At 71.7% G+C, this 21,778-nt stretch carries 18 protein-coding genes and 1 pseudogene; 8 read left to right on the top strand and 11 right to left on the bottom strand.

Annotated elements, in window-relative coordinates:
• Positions 1-82 precede the first annotated feature (82 nt).
• Positions 83-1,183: a MerR family transcriptional regulator gene (locus tag AC4IJH_RS39865; protein ID WP_490856902.1), complete on the top strand. Its 1,101-nt coding sequence runs from the start codon at positions 83-85 to the stop codon at positions 1,181-1,183.
• A gap of 224 nt (positions 1,184-1,407) precedes the next feature.
• Entirely contained in the window at positions 1,408-1,935 is a 528-nt protein-coding gene (locus AC4IJH_RS39860) for a TetR/AcrR family transcriptional regulator (RefSeq protein ID WP_490856901.1), read from the top strand.
• On the opposite strand, the gene AC4IJH_RS39855 is transcribed toward AC4IJH_RS39860, so the two are convergent.
• The 4 genes from AC4IJH_RS39855 to AC4IJH_RS39840 all read right to left on the bottom strand — a co-directional run bounded on the left by AC4IJH_RS39855 (position 1,830) and on the right by AC4IJH_RS39840 (position 6,312).
• Entirely contained in the window at positions 1,830-3,170 is a 1,341-nt protein-coding gene (locus tag AC4IJH_RS39855; protein WP_490856900.1) for an MFS transporter, read from the bottom strand. The two genes, AC4IJH_RS39860 and AC4IJH_RS39855, sit on opposite strands and share 106 nt — an antisense overlap.
• Before the next feature lie 169 nt (positions 3,171-3,339).
• Positions 3,340-4,545, bottom strand: coding sequence for an NAD(P)/FAD-dependent oxidoreductase (locus AC4IJH_RS39850; RefSeq protein WP_490856899.1), 1,206 nt, complete (start codon positions 4,543-4,545; stop codon positions 3,340-3,342).
• Between the two features lie 68 nt (positions 4,546-4,613).
• Positions 4,614-5,450 (bottom strand): sulfite exporter TauE/SafE family protein, encoded by an 837-nt coding sequence (locus AC4IJH_RS39845; RefSeq protein ID WP_490856898.1) that lies wholly within the window; start codon positions 5,448-5,450, stop codon positions 4,614-4,616.
• 25 nt (positions 5,451-5,475) lie between these two features.
• Positions 5,476-6,312, bottom strand: a complete 837-nt coding sequence (locus AC4IJH_RS39840; protein WP_490856897.1) for a GntR family transcriptional regulator — start codon at positions 6,310-6,312, stop codon at positions 5,476-5,478.
• Between the two features lie 147 nt (positions 6,313-6,459).
• Here AC4IJH_RS39840 and AC4IJH_RS39835 point away from each other — a divergent pair, with 147 nt between their 5' ends.
• Positions 6,460-7,824, top strand: coding sequence for a rhodanese-like domain-containing protein (locus AC4IJH_RS39835; protein ID WP_490856896.1), 1,365 nt, complete (start codon positions 6,460-6,462; stop codon positions 7,822-7,824).
• 244 nt (positions 7,825-8,068) lie between these two features.
• Here the strand turns inward: AC4IJH_RS39835 and AC4IJH_RS39830 are convergent, their stop codons facing one another.
• Positions 8,069-9,352 carry an MFS transporter gene (locus AC4IJH_RS39830; RefSeq protein WP_490856895.1) on the bottom strand — a complete coding sequence of 428 codons (1,284 nt, stop codon included), beginning with the start codon at positions 9,350-9,352 and terminating at the stop codon, positions 8,069-8,071.
• Positions 9,353-9,615: 263 nt separating this feature from the next.
• Here AC4IJH_RS39830 and AC4IJH_RS39825 point away from each other — a divergent pair, with 263 nt between their 5' ends.
• The 3 genes and pseudogenes from AC4IJH_RS39825 to AC4IJH_RS39815 form a co-directional block, all read left to right on the top strand.
• Positions 9,616-10,152, top strand: coding sequence for an AMP-binding protein (locus tag AC4IJH_RS39825; RefSeq protein ID WP_490856894.1), 537 nt, complete (start codon positions 9,616-9,618; stop codon positions 10,150-10,152).
• A 152-nt stretch (positions 10,153-10,304) separates the two neighbouring features.
• Entirely contained in the window at positions 10,305-11,606 is a 1,302-nt protein-coding gene (locus AC4IJH_RS39820) for an anaerobic C4-dicarboxylate transporter family protein (RefSeq protein WP_490856903.1), read from the top strand.
• 89 nt (positions 11,607-11,695) lie between these two features.
• A pseudogene (locus AC4IJH_RS39815) lies at positions 11,696-12,034 on the top strand (glycine radical domain-containing protein); the annotation flags it as partial.
• A 74-nt stretch (positions 12,035-12,108) separates the two neighbouring features.
• Here the strand turns inward: AC4IJH_RS39815 and AC4IJH_RS39810 are convergent.
• Entirely contained in the window at positions 12,109-12,501 is a 393-nt protein-coding gene (locus tag AC4IJH_RS39810) for a nuclear transport factor 2 family protein (protein ID WP_490856893.1), read from the bottom strand.
• A gap of 193 nt (positions 12,502-12,694) precedes the next feature.
• On the opposite strand from AC4IJH_RS39810, the gene AC4IJH_RS39805 reads away from it, so the two are divergent.
• Positions 12,695-12,892, top strand: coding sequence for a hypothetical protein (locus AC4IJH_RS39805; protein ID WP_490856892.1), 198 nt, complete (start codon positions 12,695-12,697; stop codon positions 12,890-12,892).
• A gap of 97 nt (positions 12,893-12,989) precedes the next feature.
• On the opposite strand, the gene mscL is transcribed toward AC4IJH_RS39805, so the two are convergent.
• The 5 genes from mscL to AC4IJH_RS39780 all read right to left on the bottom strand — a co-directional run bounded on the left by mscL (position 12,990) and on the right by AC4IJH_RS39780 (position 18,681).
• Entirely contained in the window at positions 12,990-13,481 is a 492-nt protein-coding gene (gene mscL, locus AC4IJH_RS39800; protein ID WP_490856891.1) for a large conductance mechanosensitive channel protein MscL, read from the bottom strand.
• Between the two features lie 743 nt (positions 13,482-14,224).
• A complete protein-coding gene (locus AC4IJH_RS39795; RefSeq protein WP_490856890.1) occupies positions 14,225-15,073 on the bottom strand; it encodes an S-methyl-5'-thioadenosine phosphorylase in 849 nt (282 codons plus the stop codon).
• A 75-nt stretch (positions 15,074-15,148) separates the two neighbouring features.
• On the bottom strand, positions 15,149-15,490 hold the full coding sequence (locus tag AC4IJH_RS39790) for an FmdB family zinc ribbon protein (RefSeq protein ID WP_490856889.1): 342 nt from the start codon (positions 15,488-15,490) through the stop codon (positions 15,149-15,151).
• Between the two features lie 68 nt (positions 15,491-15,558).
• Positions 15,559-16,842: an MFS transporter gene (locus AC4IJH_RS39785; RefSeq protein WP_490856888.1), complete on the bottom strand. Its 1,284-nt coding sequence runs from the start codon at positions 16,840-16,842 to the stop codon at positions 15,559-15,561.
• Positions 16,843-17,133: 291 nt separating this feature from the next.
• Positions 17,134-18,681 (bottom strand): potassium/proton antiporter, encoded by a 1,548-nt coding sequence (locus AC4IJH_RS39780; protein WP_490856887.1) that lies wholly within the window; start codon positions 18,679-18,681, stop codon positions 17,134-17,136.
• A 249-nt stretch (positions 18,682-18,930) separates the two neighbouring features.
• Between AC4IJH_RS39780 and AC4IJH_RS39775 the strand changes: the two genes are divergently transcribed.
• Positions 18,931-21,672 (top strand): penicillin acylase family protein, encoded by a 2,742-nt coding sequence (locus tag AC4IJH_RS39775; RefSeq protein WP_490856886.1) that lies wholly within the window; start codon positions 18,931-18,933, stop codon positions 21,670-21,672.
• Positions 21,673-21,778 lie beyond the last annotated feature (106 nt).

Genomic DNA, 21,778 nt, shown 5'->3' with positions numbered 1-21,778 from the left:
CCCCCCCCCCCCCCCCCCCCCCCCCCCCCCCCCCCCCCCCCCCCGCGACGAGGACGGTCCACACGTAGGGGGAGCGCGAGGGATGCCCGGGGAACTGCTGACCATAGGCGCGTTCGCGCGGCTGGCCCGCCTGTCGGCCAAGGCCCTGCGCCTGTACGACGATCTGGGGCTGCTGCCGCCCGCCCACGTGGACCCGCACAGCGGATACCGCTTCTACGCGCCGCACCAGCTGGAGCGGGCCCGCCTGGTGGCCTGGCTGCGCCGGCTGGGCATGCCGCTGGCGCGCATCAGGGCGGTGTGCGCGCTGTCGCCGGACGCGGCGGCACACGAGGTCGCGCAGTACTGGGCGCGCGTGGAGGCCGACACCGCGGCCCGCCGGGACCTGGCGGCCTTCCTCGTCGGCCGGCTGAGCGAGAAGCACGACAAGGGCGACAAGGCCGAGGAGGCTGCTGTCATGGCACAGGGGATGGGGACGCTGGAGATCCGGTACGCGGTGCGGTCGCAGACCGGGCTCGTACGGGAGAGCAATCAGGACACGGCGTACGCGGACGGGCGGCTGCTGGCGGTCGCGGACGGCTACGGCGGGGGCGGCGCACAGGCCAGCGCGGCCGCCGTCGAAGCGGCCGCCGCCGCGGCCGCCACCGCCGCGGGCGCCGAGGTCCACGCGGGCGATCTCCTCAACGCGCTGGAGGACGCCGTGTACCGGGCCAACGGGCGGATGGGGGAGATCGAGGAGTCGGGCACCACGCTCACCGCGCTGCTGTGGACCGGCTCCCGGCTCGCGCTGGTGCACATCGGCGACAGCCGGGCCCATCTGCTGCGCGACGGCGGCCTGTTCCAGATCACCCACGACCACACCCTGGTCCAGTCGCTGATCGACGAGGGGCGGCTGACCCCCGAGGAGGCGCGCTCGCACCCCCAACGCGCGCTCCTGCTGCGGGCGTTGGACGGGAGGGTGGAGTCCGTACCCGAGCTGGGGCTGCACGAGGCGCGGGCCGGTGACCGCTATCTGCTGTGCTCGGACGGGCTCTCGGCGGTCGTCCCCGCCGGGGAGATCAGGGCCGTGCTCACCACGGCCCCCGATCCGCAGAGCGCGGTCGGCGGCCTGCTCGCCCTGGCGCACCGGGCAGGCGCGCCGGACAACGTCAGCTGCGTGGTCGCCGACGTCACCGCCGCGGCCTGATCCACGCCGATCGGCAGGACGCCCCCTGGCCCGTCGCCGCGGCCCCGGTATCGTCGAAAGGGACAACCGGCCGCTGCCGCGTACGGGCCGGCGGGGCCCCTGTCCAGCGACAGAGCAGCGGCGGCCGCCCGCAGCGACGCAGGGGAGCGACACTGAACGAGCCGATCACCGACGGCCGCCGGGCCAAGGGCGAACGCCGTCGGCGCGCACTGATCGAGGCCACCTTGCGCGTCATCGAGCGCGACGGGGCCTCGGGGGTCACCCACCGCAACGTCGCCCGCGAGGCGCAGCTGCCCAACACCGCGACGACGTACTACTTCGACGGCGTCGAGGACATGCTGACCGCGGCCCTCACCTCCTCCCTGGAGGAGGACGCCCGGCGGTTCGAGGCGCTGAGCGCCGAGGGCGGCCCGGCGAGCCGTACCACCGCCGACGGCACCGACAAGCGCCGGGTGCTGGCCGGGATGATGGCCGAGATCGTCACGGGCAGCGGGCGCGGGCGGCTGCTGGCGGAGTTCGAACTGTGCCTGCTGGCCGCCCGCCGCCCCGAACTGCGCTCCGCCACCCGTGACTGGGCCGAGTCACTGGCGGCCTTCGCCCGCCTGTTCACCGACGACCCCAAGCGTGTGAAGCTGTTCGCCCACTCCTACGACGGGCTGCTGCTGCAGGGCCTGCTGGCCGACGAGCCGCCCGCGCCGGGGGAGTTCGAGGAGCTGCTGTACGAGCTGCTGCCGGGGCCGTCCGCCGCCTGAGCCGGCCGGGGCCCAAAGCCCGCCACCGGGTCCGCGCCGCGCGGCCCGGCCAGCCGCGAGCGCAGTACGGGCAGGCCGGCCAGCGTGATGAGGACGGCGACGGCGCCCGCCACGACCCCCACCGCGAACCCGGCCCCGGAGCCGTACGCGTCCACCACCGCCCCGCTGACCGCGGCGCCGATCGCCACCCCGCTCTGCAGGCCCGCGATCATCCACGTCATGGCCTCGGTGAGCCGGTGCTCTGGCGTCGTACGCTCCACGATCCCCATGACCACCACCATGGTCGGGGCGAAGAAGACCCCCGCGCAGAACACCGCGACGCACATCGTGGCGATGCTGTCCACGAAGAGGAACGGCACGGTGGTCAGCGCCGTACCGGACATGCCGATGACCAGCAGCCGCTGCGGCGCGACGGACAGCTTGAGCGCGCCGAAGACCAGCCCGGACAGGCCCGAGCCGATGGCGTAGACGGCGAAGACGACGCCGCCCAGCATCTTGTCGCCCTGCCGCTCGGCGAAGGCCAGGCCCATGGTGTCCACCATCCCGGCGATCGCGCCGCCGAAGAGCAGCGCGAGCGCGGGCAGCAGCACCGACGGCGACCAGATGACCGAGCGCCCGCCGCCCGCCTCCCGGGTGCGCGGCCGCACGGCCGGCTCGGTGCGCTTTTGCGGTACGAACAGTGCGACGCCGATCAGCAGCAGGAGCCCGGCGACGATCGGCGCGGCCTGCGGGAAGAGCGTGGTGGACAGCGTCACCGCCAGCGCCGGGCCGATGACGTAGGTCAGTTCGTCGACCACCGACTCCATGGAGTAGGCGGTGTTCAGCTGCGGTGTGCCGCGGTAGATCTCGGTCCAGCGGGCCCGGACCATCGCGCCCATGCTCGGCATGAGACCGGCCGGCAGCGCGAAGAGGAACAGTGTCCAGGCGGGGGCGCCGAGGTGGGCGCACAGGATCAGCGCGCCCAGCGCCAGCACGCTGACGCAGGCCGCCAGGGGCAGCACCCGGCCCTGTCCCGCCCGGTCCACGATGCGCGAGACCTGGGGTCCCGCGAAGGCCATGGAGAAGGTGAAGGTGCCCGCCACCAGGCCGGCCAGGGTGTACTGCCCGGTCATCTCGGAGAGCATCGTGAGGATGCCCATATGGGTCATGGGCAGCGGCAGCCGGGCGATCAGCCCGGCGGCGCTGAATCCCGCGCTGCCCGGTGCGGTGAAGATCTCACGGTAGGGGTTGGCCATCGTCCGTCCTGAAGGTCGGGTCGGCTGCTGACGCAGAGAGAAAGTGGGACCATCGCCCCACTTTCTATCACGGTACGCCGCGGGGCCGGGCGAACGCGCGGAGCCGGCCCCCGCGAGGTGCGGGGACCGGCTCCACTGCGGCCGAGGGCGCGCGTCGTTCAGCGGCAGGTCACACGAGACCCTTGAGCATCCCGTGGAAGTACATCTGCGGCAGCCCGTACCGCTTGAGGAACCACATGTCGGTGCGCTCCTTCTGTGTGTCGATGAGCGGGATCGAGGGCGTGGGGGAGAGGTCGTAGTCGAACTCCGCCAGCAGCATCTTGTGCCGCGCGGTGACCAGCGGGCAGGAGGTGTAGCCGTCGTAGCGGGCGCTCGCCGGGCGGTCGCGCAGGCTCGCACGGAGGTTCTTGACCACGACGGGCGCCTGCTTGCGGATGGCCGCGCCGGTCTTGGAGGTCGGCAGATTGGCGACGTCGCCGAGGCTGAACACCTCGGGGAAGTCCGGGTGTTGCAGGGTCTCGCGGTCGGCCTTGACGTAGCCGAAGGGCGAGGCGGGGTCGGCGAGCGGGCCGCCGGCGATCCAGTCGGGGGCGCTCTGCGGCGGCACGGCGTGCAGCAGGTCGTAGCCGATGGTCTCCTTCTCACCGGTGGCGTGATCGACGATCACCGCCTGCCGCGCGTCCCCGTCCACCTCGGTCATCTCCGACTGGAGCCGCACCTCGATCCCGTACCGCCGGGCCGTCTCCTCCAGCACCCGCGAGAAGACCGGCACCTTGAACATCGCGGGCTCCGGAAGGACCAGGATGGTACGGATCCGGTCCAGCACCCCGCGCTTGCGCCAGTAGTCGGCGGCCAGATACGCGATCTTCTGCGGGGCGCCACCGCACTTCACGGGCCCGGCCGGCATGGTGAACAGCGCCGTGCCGCGCTTGGTCCTGCGGATGAAGTCCCAGGTGAGCGGGGCGAGATCGGGCCGGTAGTTGCTGGAGACGCCGTTGTGCCCGAGCGCCTGCGCCAGGCCCGGCACACCGTCCCAGTCCAGATGGAGGCCCGGGGCCACCACCAGGCGGTCGTAGCCGATCTCCCGGCCCGAAGCGGTGTGCACCTTACGGGACTCGGGGTCCACCCCGGTCGCCGCCTCGCGCAGCCAGCGCACCCCGGACGGCATGACCTCGGCCTGGGTGCGCAGCGAGGCCTTCAGCGGCGCCTGGCCGCCGCCGACCAGCGTCCACAGCGGCTGGTACCAGTGCGTCTCGGCGGGGTCGAGCACCGCGATGTCGCGCACTCCGGCGCGGCGCAGCCGGGCGGCGACGGTGATGCCCGCGGTGCCGCCGCCGATGATGACGATCTGGTGGTGCGGCGAGGCGGAAGTCATGCGGGGCTCCTCCTGGGAGTCGGTGGGCGGTTGCGGATCGGATAAGGGCATGGGGCTCAACAAGCGCTCTACAGATGGGGGATGCTGGTCGCCGCCATCGAGACGGCGAGCACGGTGACCAGCGAGGCGAAGGCCGTACTCAGGGCCTGGGGGCGTACACGGGCGGCGAGGCGGTTGCCCAGATAGCTGCCGAGCGCGGCGCAGCTGCCGAAGACGGCCAGCAGCGGCCAGTCCAGGTCGCCGGCGCCGGCCCGCGAGCCGAACGCCGTCACGGAGTTGACGAGGATGACCAGCAGCGACGTACCCACCGCGACCGGCATCTCCAGGCCCAGCACCAGCGTCAGCGCGGGGACGACGACGAAGCCGCCGCCCACCCCGAAGAAGCCGGTGAGCAGCCCGACGGCGGTGGCGGTCGCGGCGATCCGGGCGGCGTGCGCGGGGCGGAAACGATGGGCGGGCGCAGTGTCCGGGACGGTGACGTGGTCCGGCTGCCCGTCCGCCGCCGGGTGCGGGGAGGGGGCCTTCGCCCGCCGCCCCCGCCCGTTGCGTACGAGCATGGCCGCCGCCACCGCCAGCATCAGCCCCGCGAACGCCGTCATCAGCACGCCGGGGTCCACATGCGCGCTCCAGCGCGAGCCCAGATACGTACCCGCCGTCCCCAGCACCCCGAACGCCGCGCCCTGCAGCCAGCGCACCCGGCCCGAACGGGCATGGCAGGCAAGGCCGGTGACCGCGCCGATGGCCACCACGACCAGGGCGCCGCTGGTGGCCTCGTGCGGCGTCTGATGCAGCAGGTAGACCAGCGCGGGCACCGCCAGGATCGAGCCCCCGCCGCCGAGCGCCCCCAGCAGCAGGCCGATCACCAGCCCGCACGGGAGCGCCGTCGCGGCTATGACGCCGGACACGGCGCCGGCCGTATCGCGTGCGCGGTCACGAGGGACACTTCGCGCGCGGCGCGAGTTCGACGGCCCGGCTGCTGCCCGACCACTCGGCGACGAACGCGAAGCGGTCGCCGCGCACCACCGTCTCGCGCCACTCCACCGCCCGCTCCCCGGCCCGCCCCAGCCGCTCGATGAAGAACGCCGCCTCCCGGTCCGCCAGCCCCAGCAGCCAGCACTGCCGGATGTCGGGCAGAAAAGGGTGGATGCGCTCCTGCCCGCCGGTGACCTTGGTCCCGCACCGCCGGATCAGCTCCCCGTACAGCGCGGTGTGCCCGAAGTCCGCCTCCAGCAGCGGCTCGGCGATCTCGGCGGGGAGGTAGGTGGTGTCGTGCGCGAGCGGCTCGCCGTCCGCCAGCCGCAGCCGCTCCAGCACGATCAGTGGCGCGTCCGGGACCAGTCCGAGCTTCTGGGCGACCGTGCTGTCGGCCGTACGCTCCAGCCGCAGCACCTCGCTGCGCTGCTCCACGCCCTGGCTCTCCAGTTCGCGAAAGAGGCTGTAGAGCGAGCCGAGCGGCTGCTGTATGCGGCGGGTGTCCAGGCGGCTGGCGCGCCCGCGCTCGGCGATGACCAGGCCCTCGGCGCGCAGCTTGCGCAGCGCCTCGCGCACGGTGTGCCGGCTGACCTCGTACTCACCGGTCAGACGGTGCTCGGCGGGGAACTCCTCGGCGAACTCGCCCGCCTCCATGCGGCGGCGCAGATCCGCGGAGAGCTGCGCCCACAGGGGGAGCGGCGAGGACCGGTCGAGCGGGCGCGGCCCGGGGTGCTCCGCGGACCGCGCCCCGAAATGGCCCTCGCCGTGCGCGCGTTGTGGGTGATCAGCCGTCATCTTGGTGCCTCCGCAAGGGTCCGGTGTCAGGGCCCCGGGTTGTCGCCGCCTGCTCGGCTGCCTAATGTACGTACATCCGTGCATCCGCACAACACGTTCCCGTACACCCCCCCCGCCTGCCCCCTCGCACGCCCACGGAGGACGACCGTGTATTTCGCGCAGTACTACCTCGACTGCCTCTCCCAGGCCTCGTACCTCATCGGCGACGAGACCACCGGACGCGCCGTCCTGGTCGACCCGCGCCGCGACATCGACGACTACCTGCGCGACGCCGAGGAGGCCGGGCTGCGCATCGAGCTGGTCGTCGAGACGCACTTCCACGCCGACTTCCTCTCCGGACACCTGGAGCTGGCCCGCGCCACCGGCGCCGCCATCGCCTTCGGCGAGGCCGCCGAGACCGGCTACCCCATCCGCCGGCTGCGCGACGGCGAACGCATATCGCTGGGCGAGGTCACCCTCACCGTGCTGGCCACCCCCGGCCACACCCCGGAGTCCATCTGCCTGGTCCTGCACGAACACGCCGACGACGAGGCGCCGTTCGCGGTCCTCACCGGCGACACCCTCTTCGTCGGCGACGTCGGCCGCCCCGACCTGCTCTCCGCCAGCGGCCTCTCCGCCCGGGAGATGGCGGCCCGCCTGTACGACTCACTGCACTCCAAGCTCCTCACCCTCCCCGACGCCACCCGCGTCTACCCCGCCCACGGCGCCGGGTCCGCCTGCGGCCGCAACCTCTCCACCGAGACCAGCTCCACCATCGGCGACCAGCGCCGCTTCAACTACGCCCTGCAGCCCATGACCCAGGACGCCTTCATCGACCTGGTCAGCGCCGGACAGCCGGCCGCCCCCGGCTACTTCGCGCACGACGCGGCCCTCAACCGCGACGGCCACCCCTTGCTGGACTCCACCCCGCCCCCGGCCCTCACCCTCGACGAGGCCCTCGCCGCCCGCGAGCGCGGCGCCGTCCTCCTGGACACCCGCCCCCTGGACGCCTACACCCACGCCCACTTCACCGGCTCCCTGCACACCAGCCTGGACACCCGCTTCGCCGAGTACGCGGGCAGCGTCGTGACCCCCGGCACCCCGATCGTCCTGATCAGCGACCCGGGCACCGAGACCGAGGCCCGCATCCGCCTGGCCCGCATCGGCTACGACCACGTCCTCGGCCACCTCGCCGCCCCCGCCGACCACCTCGGCGCCAACCCCCACCTCACCTCCCGCACCCACCGCATCACCTGGTCCGAACTCCCCACCACCGGCATCCAGTTGGTCGACGTCCGCAACCCCTCCGAATACGCCACCTCCGCCGAACCGGGCGCCCGCAACCTCCCCCTGGCCACCCTCCCCGCCCACACCTCCACTCTCGATCCCACCCGCCCTGTGGTCCTGTACTGCCGCAGCGGCAACCGCTCCGTCATCGCCGCTGCCCTCCTGGAATCCCACGGCTTCCAGGACGTCCGCGACATCGCGGGGGGCTACGCGGCCAGGGGCGCCACCTGCACGTCGCAGGGCTGACCGGACACGCGGGCGCCCGCGTACCACTTCGTCGCGCGGCGATCCCGTACCGGCTGCGGTGTTGTCCGCACGCCGCGGGCTGCCGGTGCCCGCGCGCCACGGCCCGCCGGTGCCCGCAGCGCTGCCGCGCTCGCCCGGCGCCCCAGGGCTGTCGGCGGTGCGTGAGCCGGCGCCTCGCCCGCCTCCCCGCCGGGCGATCCGGCGCGGCGTCCATCCGCCCGGCGGGCGGGTGACGGCATCCCGGTCAGTCGGCGCCGCGCGACCCGGTGCCGAGCCCGCCCGCGCGGCGCCGCGCCGCCGTCACGGCCGAGGCCGCGCCCAGGGCTGCCGCCGTTGCCGCACAGCCCGTGGCCGTGGTGGTGAGGGTGGTGTGAGGGGTGGTGAAGGTGAGGGTGAGGGCGGCGCCGGTGGTGAGGGCGGACTTGGTGACGCCGGAGGCCTCGCCGGCGCGGGCGGGGGCCACGACGGACTGCGTGGCGGTCAGGGTGAGGGAGTTGGTGAGGCCGAGAAAGGCCGCGGCGAGGGTCGAGGCGGCGAGGAGGGCGGGGAGAGAGGTGTGGACAGTGGTGGCCCAGAGGGCGATGGCGGTGGTGGCCAGGCCCAGGGACATGACGGGGGCGGCGGCGCGGTCGGTGACGCGTCCGGCCAGGGCTCCGGCGAGGGCCATCGCGGTCGCGGGGGCGAGGAAGGCCGTGCCGGAGGCGAGGGGGGACAGGGCCCAGCGGTCGTGCAGGGCGAGGGGGAGGGTGAACAGGAGGACGACGGTGGCGGCGTTGGCGACCGTGCCGGAGGCGGTGAGCAGCACGTAGGGGGCGTTGCGGAAGAGGGCGAGGTCCAACAGCGGGGCGGGGGAGCGGAGTTCGGCCCGTACGAAGAGCAGGAGCAGGACCAGGGCCGCGGCCGCCCACTGCCAGGCGCCGCTTTGGGAGAGCATCGCCAGGCACGCGAGCGCCCCGGTCCCGGTGGCCGCCCCGGCGCGGTCCAGGACGCGGGAGGCGTACGGGTCGCGGGACTCGGCGCCGCGCAGGGCGCACCCCGCGGCGGCCGCGCACAGCGGCACGCCGAGCCAGAACAGGGCCCGCCAGGAGACGGTCTGGGCCAGCACGCCCCCGACGAAGGGGCCGCAGGCGGTGGCCAGACCCGCCAGGGCCAGCACGCCCGCCGTCGCCGCGCGCCGCCGCTCCGGCGGGAAGGAGTTCGTCAGCAGCGCCAGCCCCGCGGGCATGATCAGTGCGCCGCCCACGCCCTGCGCCACCCGCGCCACGGCGAGAAAGGGGAGGGTGGGGGACAGGGCGCACAGCGCCGAGGCCGCCGCGAAGAGCACCAGTCCGAGCGCGAGCAGCCGACGCCTGCCGAAGATGTCGGCCAGCCGCCCGGCAGCCGGCATCAGCGAACCGGCCGCCAGCAGATAGCCGCCGACCGCCCAGCGCGCCGCCGCCGCCGACCCGTGCAGGTCCGCGCGGATGGCGGGCAGCGCCAGATTGAGCGCGAAGGAGTCGAGCTGTACGCAGAAGGCGCCGAGGGACACGGCAGCCGCCGCCCAACGCCCCGTAGTGCAAGGGGTATGTGTGGATTTGTGCATGAAAGGGCCCTCTCGCGGCACGGCAGGGACAAGGAAATGCGGTGAGAGGGGATTGGGCGCACCAGGAGTGGGGCAGTGAGGTGAAGCGGCCGGGGCGCGCGGTCGGGGCGCGGCGTCCCCGCAGGGCCCGGTGGTGCGAGAAGGGGCGGCGCGACCCCGTACAGCGGACGTTCAACGATCGTTGATCCGCGATCTTCAAGCTGTTCTGCATGTTGCGCCGTGTCACTTCAGAGCATGCAGATACCGCCCGGAAACCGCAAGAGCCCAAGGAGCCGCAGCCGTCCCGGATCGCCCTGAGCTGGGCCGGCGAGCCGGACCGCGTCGAGCAGCTCACTCACGGCCAGCTCCTGGACCACGCCACGCGCGCCGCCGCCGCGCTCACCCGCCTGGGCATCGGCGCCGGCGACCGGCTCGCGGTCCATCTGCCGCTGGTGCCCGAGTCGGTGATCGCCACCCTCGCCTGCGGCCGCCTGGACGCCGTACGCACCAGCCTCCCCGTCTCGCTGAACCCCGCCGAACTCGCCGCGGGTCTGCACGGCTCGGGCGCCCGGGTGGTGATCACCGCCGACGCCGGGTTCTGGGACGGCGCGCTGCGCCCGGTCAAGCCGGTGCTGGACCGGGCGCTGAAGCTGGCGGACGGCCGCAGTGAGGTACGCGCCGTACTGGTCGTCAACCGCTGCTCGCGCCCCGTGCTGTGGCAGCCGGGCCGCGACCTGTGGTGGCACGAGGAGCTGACCGCCGACTGACCTGAGCTGGCCTGCTCCGGCCTGACCCGGTCCGACCTGCACCGGAGCCCGACGATCACCGGGCCCGAACGATCATGGGCGGGGAACCCTCGCGGGTGCCATACGGTTTCTGTGCACCGTATGTTCGAACGTAAGGCCCGGCCGTGCTCTCCATGCTGCTTCAACTAGCCGTCATGCTGGCGGCCATCGCCCTCGGATCCCGCAAGGGCGGTGTGGGAATGGGCCTCTGGGGCGCCGTGGGCGTCTTCGTCCTGGCCGCCGTCTTCCAGGTCGCGCCCGCCGACACCGCGGGCATCGTGGACGTGATGCTGATCATCCTCGCGGTGATCATGGCGGCCGCCGCGATGGAGGCGGCAGGCGGCATCGACTACCTCGTCGCCGTCGCGGAGCGGATGATCCGCCGCAACCCGGCCCGGGTCACCTACATCGCGCCCGTCGTCTCCTGGCTGTTCACCCTCGGCGCCGGCACCGCGCACGTCTTCTACCCGCTGCTGCCGGTCATCCACGACGTGGCACGCGAGGGCGGGGTACGGCCCGAGCGCCCCATCGCGGTCTCCTCGATCGCCGCCACCGTCGGCATCACCGCCTCGCCCGTCTCCGCCGCCATGGCCGCGATGATCGTGATGTTCGACGGCGACGGCTGGAGCCTCCCCAAGATCATGGCGGTGGCCGTGCCGTCCACCCTGATCGGCGTCCTGGTCGCCGCCCTCGTCCAGAGCCGCATAGGCAAGGACCTCCCGGCCCAGGCGCGGCAGGCCGCGGAGGGCGCCGAGGGTGCCGCGCGCCCCGCGCTGGCGCCGCGCGCCGCCGTGTCCGCGTACCTCTTCCTGGCCGGCACCCTCGCCGTCGTCGTCAGCGGGCTCTTCCCGCAGCTGCGGCCCTCCGTGCCCGGCGCGAACGGCGCCCCCGCCGCCCCGCTCGGCATGCCCGCCGCGATCGAGATCATCATGATGGCCGTGGCCGCCGTCATCCTGCTGGTGTGCAAGGTGGACGCGAAGAAGGTCCCGGGCACGGACGTGGCCCGCTCCGGACTGGTCGCCGTCATCGGCGTGTTCGGCCTGTCCTGGCTGGGCCTGACCTTCATCGGCCACAACCAGGAGCTGATCACCGAGCAGCTCGGCGGGATCGCGCGGTCCCAGCCGTGGTTCTTCGCGGTGATGCTGCTCCTGCTCTCCGCGCTGCTGTTCAGCCAGGCGACCACCACCAAGGCATTGATGCCGCTGGGCGTGGCCCTGGGCATCCCGGCGCCGCTGCTGATCGCCATGTGGCCCGCCGTCAACGGCTACTTCCTGCTGCCCACGTACGGCACCTTCATCGCGGCCATCAACTTCGACCGCTCGGGCACCACCCGCATCGGACGGTTCGTCCTGAACCACTCCTTCATGCTGCCCGGACTGATCACCACCGCAGTCGCCGTCGGCAGCGGCTTCGGCATCGTCGAGGCGTTCTTCTAAGACCCGGCACGTACGTCCGAAGCGGCGCCGATCGCCGGATCCCCGCGCCGCTCTGTGACGTTCTGAAGCCCCGCACCGAACGTCCCCAGGGCTGTATCGCCTCGGCCCTCTCGGTCGCCAAGCTGCCCTACGACGACGCGGAGGACGGCATCTCGCTGACCAACACCATCACCCCCGACGCGCTCGGCCGCACCCCCGAGGAGCGGGTGGCGAACCTCTCCGGAGTGCTGGACGGCTTCACGGCCGCCGACGGCTTCCACATGAACGTCAATGTCCTCGACAGGGCGACCCTCCTGGACGCCATGGAGCACCCGGAGAACTACCCCCAACTCACCATCCGCGTCTCGGGATACGCGGTGAACTTCATCCGCCTCACCCGCGACCAGCAACTGGACGTCATCGGCCGCACTTTCCACGGGTCGCTGTGATGACCACATCGGCACCCCGGTGCCGACCCCCAGTCAACTGGCCACGGCCCGCGCCCACTTCACCGCCCACGGCCTCAACGCGGTCTGAAGGCCCCGGCTATGACCTGGGTGTCCCAGTAGAAGGGCCGCACCTCGGATATCCGGCCGTCCTCGACCGTGATCGTCTGGAGTACCGGGAAGGCGAGCTCCCGCCCCGTGGCGCGGGCGCGGGCCCGTACCCGGGTGAGCACCACCGCGGTCCGTCCCGTGGCGAGGAACTCCTGCTCCGCCATCTCGAACCGCTCCCACGCCCGGCTCATCGCCACGAAGAACCGCTCCATCCCCGCATGCCCGCGCCAGGTCCCGCCGTACGGCAGCGCCTCGGCCTGGTGCAGTACGACATCGGGCGCGAAGAACGGCGCCAGCAGACCGAACGAGGCAGCCCCCGGCCCCCCTGCCGCCAGATACTCCGCCTCGGCCGCGTACATACCGGCGAGGACACCCGCCGAGCCCACCCCGGCCGCAGGGGACGCAGAAGCCGAAGAAGACGCGGATGAAGAAGACGAATGAGCCGCGCTGTGGGGTGAAACCGTCATGCCGCCAGTGTCGACCGGCCCCGCCGCCCGGTGCCGGCAGCTATCGGACACCGATCTCGGGTGCGCACGGCCGTACCCTGGAGGAGTGAGTACGACCCCCGAAGCCGCCCATGAGCGGGAGCCGCGGCCCAGGCCGCCGGCCGCGCTGATCTTTGACGACCCGCTGAGCCAGCAGTCCTCGGACGACACCGACCGGGGCTGGGGCGAGCGCCCGGCCGCCGGTGGCGACGGCGCCGCCGACCTGGCCCGCTTCCTGGACGAGAAGCCGCCCCACCACCTGTGACCAGGCAGCCGGGGCGGCTTCGCCGTCGTGTTGTCCGCCCCCGGTAGCGCCGCTGTGTGCGCTGTTCCCGTTGCTTCCGTGCCTTCCGTGCCTTCCGTTACTTCTGCTGCTTCTGCGCGATCACGGAGCCCGACTCGACGAGCGAGCCATTGCGCTGCGCGACGAGCGCGTCCCGGATCTCCTTGAGCAGTTCGACCTCGGACGGCTCGGCCGGGGTGGTGTCCACCGGCTTCTTCGCGTCCTGGCGCTGCTTCCACTTGTTCATCGGCAGGATCATGAGGAAGTAGACGACCGCGGCCGTGATGATGAAGGTCAGCGCGGCGCTGAGCACCGAGCCCCACAGGATGTAGATGCCGTCGTTGAACTGCCCGGTCTTCGGGTCCGTGGTGCAGGTGGTCAGACAGGACTTGTAGTGGTCCAGGTTCTGCGAGCCGAGCGCGCCGACGATGGGGTTGATGACGCCCTTCACCACCGCGTTCACGATGTTGGTGAATGCCGCACCGACGACGACGGCGACCGCGAGCTCTATCACGTTGCCCCGCATCAGGAATTCCCTGAATCCCGCGAGCACGCCCTTGTTCTGGCTCACCTGAAAGCCTCTTTCCACATTCTCTGGGGACGGTGCGTCGAACAGCACCGCAACTTACGGCAGGGCAGGGCGGAACTGTCCAATCGGGCAACACGAACCAGCGATTCAACAGAGCGTCAGTGCGGATCATCGCCGTGTCACCGCCGCCCGGGGAGATTCCCCTGCGCCGGGGCGCGCCTCGGGCGCCCCGCCGCTGGGAGAAGTGTCGCGCGATGTGGGTGTATCGGCCACCTGCGTCGCCGCGCCGGGCGCCTCCGCACGCACCTCCGCGCGCGGTGCCGCGGCCGCCAGCGCGGCGGCCGTCATCGCCAACCCCACTGCCAGCGCCCGCCGTCGGCGTCTGGCGACCCCATACGGCCACCGACGGCCACCCCCTGCGCGTACCGGGGCGAAGTGGGGCACTTCACATGGGGGAGGGGTGGGAAGAGGGGGCGGGCACGGGGCGCGGTAGGGAGTCTGGGACACGGTGATCACCGCCTGCGGTGAGTGGCTCGTTGCGAACGAACCCCACCGTGCCCGACGCCGCCGAAGCCCGCTCGGCCCTGTGGACAGCCGCCCGCCCTACTCCCGGGTTGTGGAAAAGGCCGTAACCCACAAGGGGCCCGGAGACACCATGTACCCCAGGCCCCTCAGGCATACGGTCAGGCCGGCGAAAAGATCTGCGGACACATCTGCGGACACATCTGCGGACACATCTGCGGACACATCTGAGGAAAGCTCTGCGGACAGATCCACGGAATCCCTCAGGGAAGCTCGATCCCCAGATCCCACTCGTCGTGCCCCTGCGCGCACAGGCAGTCCCGCGCCTGGGCGTCCGGCAGCTTGCCCACCGCGTCGAACAACACCTCGCGCAGCCGCCCCACGTTCTGCCCGAACACCTTCAGCACCTCGTCGTGGGAGACGCCCTCGCCGGTCTCCGTCCCCGCGTCCAGGTCCGTGACCAGGGTCAATGAGGTGTAGCAGAGCCCCAGTTCACGGGCGAGCACGGCCTCGGGGTGCCCCGTCATGCCGACCACCGACCAGCCCTGTGCGGCATGCCACCGCGACTCGGCGCGGGTGGAGAAGCGCGGCCCCTCGACCACCACGAGCGTGCCGCCGTCCACCGGCTCCCAGTCGCGCCCGCGCGCCGCCGCCACCGCCACCTTCCGCCCCGCGGGGCAGTACGGGTCGGCGAAGCTCATGTGCACCACGTTGGGCACGCTGCCGTCGGGCAGCGGCTCCCCGTCGAAGTACGTCTGCGTACGCGACTTCGTACGGTCCACCAGCTGGTCCGGTACGAGCAGCGTGCCGGGCCCGTACTCCTGGCGCAGCCCGCCCACCGCACACGGCCCCAGTACCTGGCGCACCCCCACCGAGCGCAGCGCCCACAGGTTGGCCCGGTAGTTGATGCGGTGCGGCGGCAGATGGTGCGACCGCCCGTGCCGCGGCAGGAACGCCACCCGGCGCCCCGCCACCTCCCCGAGGAAGAGCGAGTCACTGGGGGAGCCGTAGGGAGTCTCCACCGTGATCTCGGTCACGTCCTCCACGAAGGAGTAGAAGCCCGACCCTCCGATGACGCCGATCTCCGCGTCAGCCCTGTCGATGTCAGCCATGCGATCACACTATCCGGGCGCACCAACGCCGAGGACCCCGCCGTCGTGAACGGCGGGGTCCGGCAGGTGAGTTGCTCAGGCGGCGGGCGAGCTGGCGGGCTTGGAGCCCGTGCCGGCCCCGGCGGAGCCCGAGGACGCCGAAGTGCTGGACGAGTTCGAGGACGAGCCCGAAGAGTTCGAGGACGACGTCGAAGAGGACGACGAGCTCGAGGACGAGGCGGGCGTGCTGCTGGACGACGAGCCGCGGCTGTCGTTCCGGTAGAAGCCGGAGCCCTTGAAGACGATGCCGACCGCCGAGAACACCTTCTTGAGGCGTCCGCTGCAGCTGGGGCACTCCGTCAGCGCGTCATCGGTGAACTTCTGCACCGCCTCGAGGCCCTCGCCACACTCGGTGCACTGGTACTGGTAGGTCGGCACTTGTCTTCCTCCTGGCACTCTCACTCGATGAGTGCTAACGACGCTCCATAGTGCAGTATTCCGGCGCGTCAGTCCACCGTGACCGGCGTACGGTGACCAAGCCCACGGGCGGCCACCACACTCTCCGACCTCGGCACCAGCCGTCCCCGCAGCAGCACCAGCACCAGCAGAGCCAGTGCCGTACCGCCCAGCGGGACCAGGAATCCGGTGCTCGCGCTGAAGTGCTGCACCAGCTGTCCGCCCACCGCGGACCCGCCGGCCTGACCCAGCGCCACAGCGGCCGTCAGGCAGGTGAAGGCCTCCGTACGGGCCGAGGCCGGGACCAGCGACTCCACCAGCGTGTAGCCGGTGATCAGGCTCGGCGCGATGCCCAGACCGATCAGCAGGCCCAGAGCGCCCAGCAGCGGCACCCAGTGCACCGCCCACAGCGGGGTGGTGGCCAGCGTCAGCACTCCGTAGGCGATCAGCAGGCGGCGGCGCGGGCCGACCTTCCAGGCGATGGCGCCGACGACGATGCCCGCGAGCATGTTGCCCGCCGCGAACAGCCCGTACAGCAGGCCGTTGATGCCCGGCTGCCCGATGGACTCGGTGAAGGCCGTCAGGGACACCTGCATGCCGCCGAAGACCGAGCCGATGCCCAGGAAGGCCGCGATCAGGACGCGTACGCCCGGCACGGAGAGGGCCGAGACACGCTCGGTGGCGCCGTCCGTGCCCTTGGCACGCTCCACCGGCGGCTGGCTGCGGTGCTGGGCCGCGAACAGCAGACCGCCGGCCAGCGTCAGCACGGCCTCGGCGACCAGACCGGCCGCCGGGTGCACGCCGGTGCACAGCGCCGTGGCCAGGACGGGGCCGACCACGAAGGTGAACTCGTCGGTGACCGACTCGAAGGCGGCGGCCGTCGGCATCAGCGGGGAGCCGCCGAGCCGGGCCGACCAGCGGGCCCGCACCATCGGGCTGACCTGCGGCGTCGAGGCACCGGTCGGCACGGCGACAGCCAGCAGCGCCCACGTCGGGGCATCGCTGAGCGCCAGCACGGTCAGCGCCGCGACGGCGCTCACGTGCACCAGTACGCCCGGGATCAGCACCGCGCGCTGTCCGAAGCGGTCGGCGAGCTTGCCGCTCTGCGGGGCGAACAGGCCCAGCGAGATGCCGGTCACCGCCGAGACGGCGCCCGCGACGGCGAAGGAGCCGGTGGTGTGCTGGACGAGCAGCAGGATGCCGATGGTCAGCATCGCGAACGGCTGCCGGGCCAGGAAGCCGGGCAGCAGGAAGGTCCATGCGCCGGGGGTGCGCAGCAGTTGTCCGTAACCAGGACGTGCGTCGGTGTGTGCGTCCTTGACCGCGGATGCCACGGCCGAGCCTTTCTGCTGCCTGGTAGCACGCCGCCCGCGAGGTCATCACGGGAGCGCGCCGAGAGCTGTCCTCTCGCGCAGGACCGAGTGATACCGCGTGGTCCGCACCAAGGAAGGTGGCTCTGCCCGGGGCAGGGGACCGCGGCCGCCGAGCGGTCGCGCCAGCTCTGCATCAGGCAGAGTTGGTTCGTAGTGCAAGTATGTGCTGCTTCATAGTACAGGCCGGTGCCGAAAACGGCCTGGGGATTGGCGCGGTATTCACGCCAATCCCCAGGGATTCCTCTGTGTGCTTCAGCCGCGTTTCCCTTGGGCGCGGGCGCGCCGCACCTCGGCCCCGGTGCGCCGGGCGTCGTCCCCGGTGTGCCGCGGATCGGCCCCGGTGCCCAGCCACCCGGCCAGCTTGCCGCCCTGCGAGATGGCCTGCAGCCGCTTCTCGGCCGCGTCCCGCACCGGGTCGGTGGCCACCACCAGCAGCTCGTCGCCGCGGCGCAGCACGTCCGTCGGACCCGGTACGAAGCTCTTGCCGTCCCGTACGACCAGCGTGACCGCGGCGCCGGTCGGCAGCCGCAGCTCGCCCACCTCCACGCCGTGCAGCCGCGACGTGGGGCCGATGGAGGTGGACAGCAGATGGCCGCGCAGCCGCTCCAGCGGCGCCGACTCGATGCCCAGGTCGGCGGCCGCTGCTTCCGCATCGGACTGGCCCACCTTCAGCCACTTCGCCAGCCAGGGCAGCGTCGGCCCCTGGATCAGCGTGTAGACCACGACGAGCACGAAGACGATGTTGAAGACCGTCTCGCTGCCGGGCACGTCGCCCACCATCGGGATGGTGGCGAGCACGATGGGTACGGCGCCGCGCAGCCCCGCCCAGGACAGCAGCGCCTGCTCCTGCCAGGGCATCTTGAACGGCCACAGGGTCAGCAGCACCGAGGCCGGGCGGGCCACCATCGTCAGCACCAGGCCGATCAGGAGCGCGGGCACGATGTCGTCCAGCAGGTTGTGCGGGGTCACCAGCAGGCCCAGCAGGACGAACATGCCGATCTGGCCGATCCAGCCGACGCCCTCGGCGAAGCCGCGGGTGGCGGCGCTGTGCGGCAGCTTGGAGTTCCCCAGCACCATCGCGGCCAGGTAGACCGCCAGGAAGCCCGAGCCGTGCGCCATCGCGCCGGCCGCGTAGGCGGACACCGCGATCGCCATCACCGCGATCGGGTACAGGCCGGAGGCGGGCAGCGCCACATGCCGCATGCCGAAGGCGCCCAGCCAGCCGATGGCCAGGCCGATGGCGGCGCCTATGGCCAGTTCCAGGGCGATGTCGCCGATCAGCGCGTACCAGTGCTCCACCGGTCCGGCCGTGGAGAAGGCGACCACCAGGATCACCACGGGGGCGTCGTTGAAGCCGGACTCGGCCTCCAGGACACCGGTGAGCCGCTTGGGCAGCGGGACGTTGCGCAGCACCGAGAAGACGGCGGCCGCGTCCGTGGACGAGACGACCGCGCCGATCAGCAGCGCCTGGCGCCATTCCAGGCCCACCAGGTAGTGCGCTCCGGCCGCGGTGACCCCCACGCTCACCGCGACACCCAGCGTCGAGAGCAGCGCGGCCTGGGGCAGCGCCGGCTTGATCTCTTTCCATTTCGTGCCCAGTCCGCCCTCGGCGAGGATCACCACGAGCGCGGCATAGCCCAGGATCTGGGTCAGATTGGCGTTGTCGAAGACGACCCCGCCGAGCCCGTCCTGCCCTATGGCTATGCCTATACCGAGGTAGATGAGCAGGCTGGGCAACCCGCTGCGCGAGGAGAGCCGTACGGCCGCCACCGCGATGAGCAGGACGAGCGAGGAGATCAACAAAAGTTCGTTGAGGCGGTCGACAGTCAGGGAGCCGGTCCTTCCTGGCGCGGGTTTCCGGTCGGGCGACGGAGCGGGTTCGGGTCGGACTGAGGGTCGGGTTTTCCTTACCGTATCTAGTTACTGAGGCTAACAATTTACCATTGCTTGAAGGTTGGTCGTCCCTGCTGATGACTCCGCGTAGGGGTCGGCCAACCCGTGCGCCTATGGTTGCTCCAGCACTCCCACCCTGCCCCTCGAAGGACAGAGATGCCCGCCAACAAGTCCGGCCCCGCCCCTGACAAGGCTCCAAAGAAAAAAGGGCGGCGCGTCCGCCTGTTCGTGATCACGGTCGTGCTTCTGCTCGTGGCGGGCATCGCGTTCGGCACGTACTGGGGCGTCAGCACCGTACGCGCCTCCTTCCCGCAGACCACCGGCTCGCTGAAGCTCACCGGCCTGACCAACCCGGTCGACGTCGTACGTGACGCCAACGGCATTCCGCAGATCTACGCCGACACCGACGAGGACCTCTTCCGCGCCCAGGGCTACGTACAGGCCCAGGACCGCTTCTGGGAGATGGACGTGCGCCGCCACATGACGGCGGGCCGCCTCTCGGAGATGTTCGGCAAGGACCAGGTGGACACCGACGCCTTCCTGCGCACGCTGGGCTGGCACGACGTGGCGCAGAAGGAGTACGACACCAAGCTCTCGCCGCAGACCAAGAAGTATCTCCAGGCCTATTCCGACGGCGTCAACGCCTATCTCAAGGACCACCAGGGCTCCGCGCTGTCCCTGGAGTACGCGGCGCTGGACTTCCAGAACGACTACACGCCCGACAAGTGGACGCCCGTCGACTCGGTGGCCTGGCTCAAGGCGATGGCCTGGGACCTGCGCGGCAACATGCAGGACGAGATCGACCGCGCCCTGATGGCCGGCCGCTTCTCCACGGCCCAGATCGAGCAGCTCTACCCGAAGTACCCCACCAAGCGGAACAAGCCGATCGTCCAGGGCGGCGCGGTCAACCCCGCCACCGAGGAGTTCGACCCCAAGGCGGCCGCGACGGCCAACACCCAGAGCACGGGCACGGCCAACGCCGCCACCCAGGGCCTGCGCTCCCAGCTGACCTCGCTGTCGAAGTCGCTGGAGAAGATCCCGGCGCTGCTGGGCCCCAACGGCAACGGCATCGGCTCCAACTCCTGGGTGGTCTCCGGCGAGCACACCACCACCGGAAAGCCGCTGCTGGCCAACGACCCGCACCTGGCCCCGCAGATGCCCTCGCTCTGGTACCAGATGGGCCTGCACTGCCGTAAGACCAGCGCCAAGTGCAACTACGACGTCTCCGGCTTCACCTTCTCCGGCATGCCCGGCGTGATCATCGGCCACAACAAGGACATCTCCTGGGGGATGACCAACCTCGGCGCCGACGTCTCCGACCTGTACCTGGAGAAGATCACCGCCGACGGCTATCTGCAGGACAACAAGCAGATGCCCTTCAAGACCCGCACCGAGACGATCAAGATCGCGGGCGGCGGCAGCAAGAAGATCACCGTACGGTCCACCGGACACGGCCCGATCGTCTCCGACCGCGACGACGAGCTGAGCGCCGTCGGCAAGAGCGCCCCGGTGGGCAACACCGCGCCCGACCGCGGCGACGGCTACGCCATCTCCCTGCGCTGGACCGCGCTGGACCCGGGCAAGTCCATGGACGCCGTCTTCGAGCTCAACCGCGCCAAGGACTTCACCGAGTTCCGCAAGGCCGCGGCCGACTTCGAGGTGCCCTCGCAGAACCTGATCTACGCCGACACCAAGGGCCACATCGGCTACCAGGCCCCCGGCAGGATCCCGGTCCGCTCCAAGGCCCCCGGCTACGACGGCACCTACCCCGCCCCCGGCTGGGACTCCCGCTACAAGTGGGAGGGCTACATCCCCCAGTCCGCCCTGCCCTGGGAGCTGGACCCCAAGCGCGGCTACATCGTCACCGCCAACCAGGCCGTCATCGACCAGGACAAGTACCCGTACCTGATCACCAAGGACTGGGGCTACGGCGCCCGCAGCCAGCGGATCAACGACCTGATCCAGTCCAGGCTCAAGGGCGGCGGCAAGGTCTCCACCGACGACATGCAGATCTTCCAGAAGGACAACAGCAGCGAGATCGCCCGGCTGCTGACGCCCTACCTCCAGAAGATCGACATCAAGGACCCCTACATCCGCGAGGCCCAGCGCCTCCTGGACGGCTGGGACTTCACCCAGGAGCCCGACTCCGCGGCCGCCGCCTACTTCAACGCGGTCTGGCGCAACACCCTCAAGCTCGCCTTCGGCAACAAGATGCCCAAGGAGCTGCGGGTCAAGGGCCAGTGCCTGTACGTCCGCCCGGCCAACGACACCGGCCCCGCCGACGAGACCGGCAAGCTGGTGCGCGAGTGCGGCGAGCGCGCCCCCGACCAGGCCCAGCCCGACGGCGGCGACCGCTGGTACGAGGTCGTACGGTCCATCCTGGAGGACCCCAAGAACGACTGGTGGACCACCGCCGACCGCCCCAACCGCCCCGGTGACAAGAACCGCGACGAGCTCCTCAAGCACGCCATGGAGGACGCCCGTTACGAGCTGACCGCCAAGCTCGGCAAGAACATCGACACCTGGAGCTGGGGGCGGCTCCACCAGATGTTCCTGGACAACCAGACCCTGGGCACCAAGGGCCCGGGCTTCCTCCAGGGCCTGTTCAACCGCGGCCCGTGGAACCTGGGCGGCGGCGAGGCGGCCGTGAACGCCACCGGCTGGAACGCGGCCGGCGGCTACCGCGTCACCTGGGTCCCCTCCATGCGGATGGTCGTCAACCTCGCCGACCTGGACAAGTCCCGCTGGATCAATCTCACGGGCGCCTCGGGCCACGCCTACAACGCGCACTACTACGACCAGACCGACAAGTGGGCCAAGGGTGAACTGCTGCCCTGGGCCTACTCCGAGAAGGCGGTCAAGGACAGCGCCAAGGACACCCTGACGCTGTCGCCGTAGTCCGCAGGTCCTCGCAACGGCGAAGGAACGACGAAGGGCGGGCCCGGGATCTCCCGGGCCCTGTCTCTTATAAACAACTGACGCTGCCGACGATACACGTTGAGTG

Source organism: Streptomyces sp. UF-297, from assembly GCF_058245575.1.
This window is presented reverse-complemented; position numbering and strand designations above follow the sequence as displayed.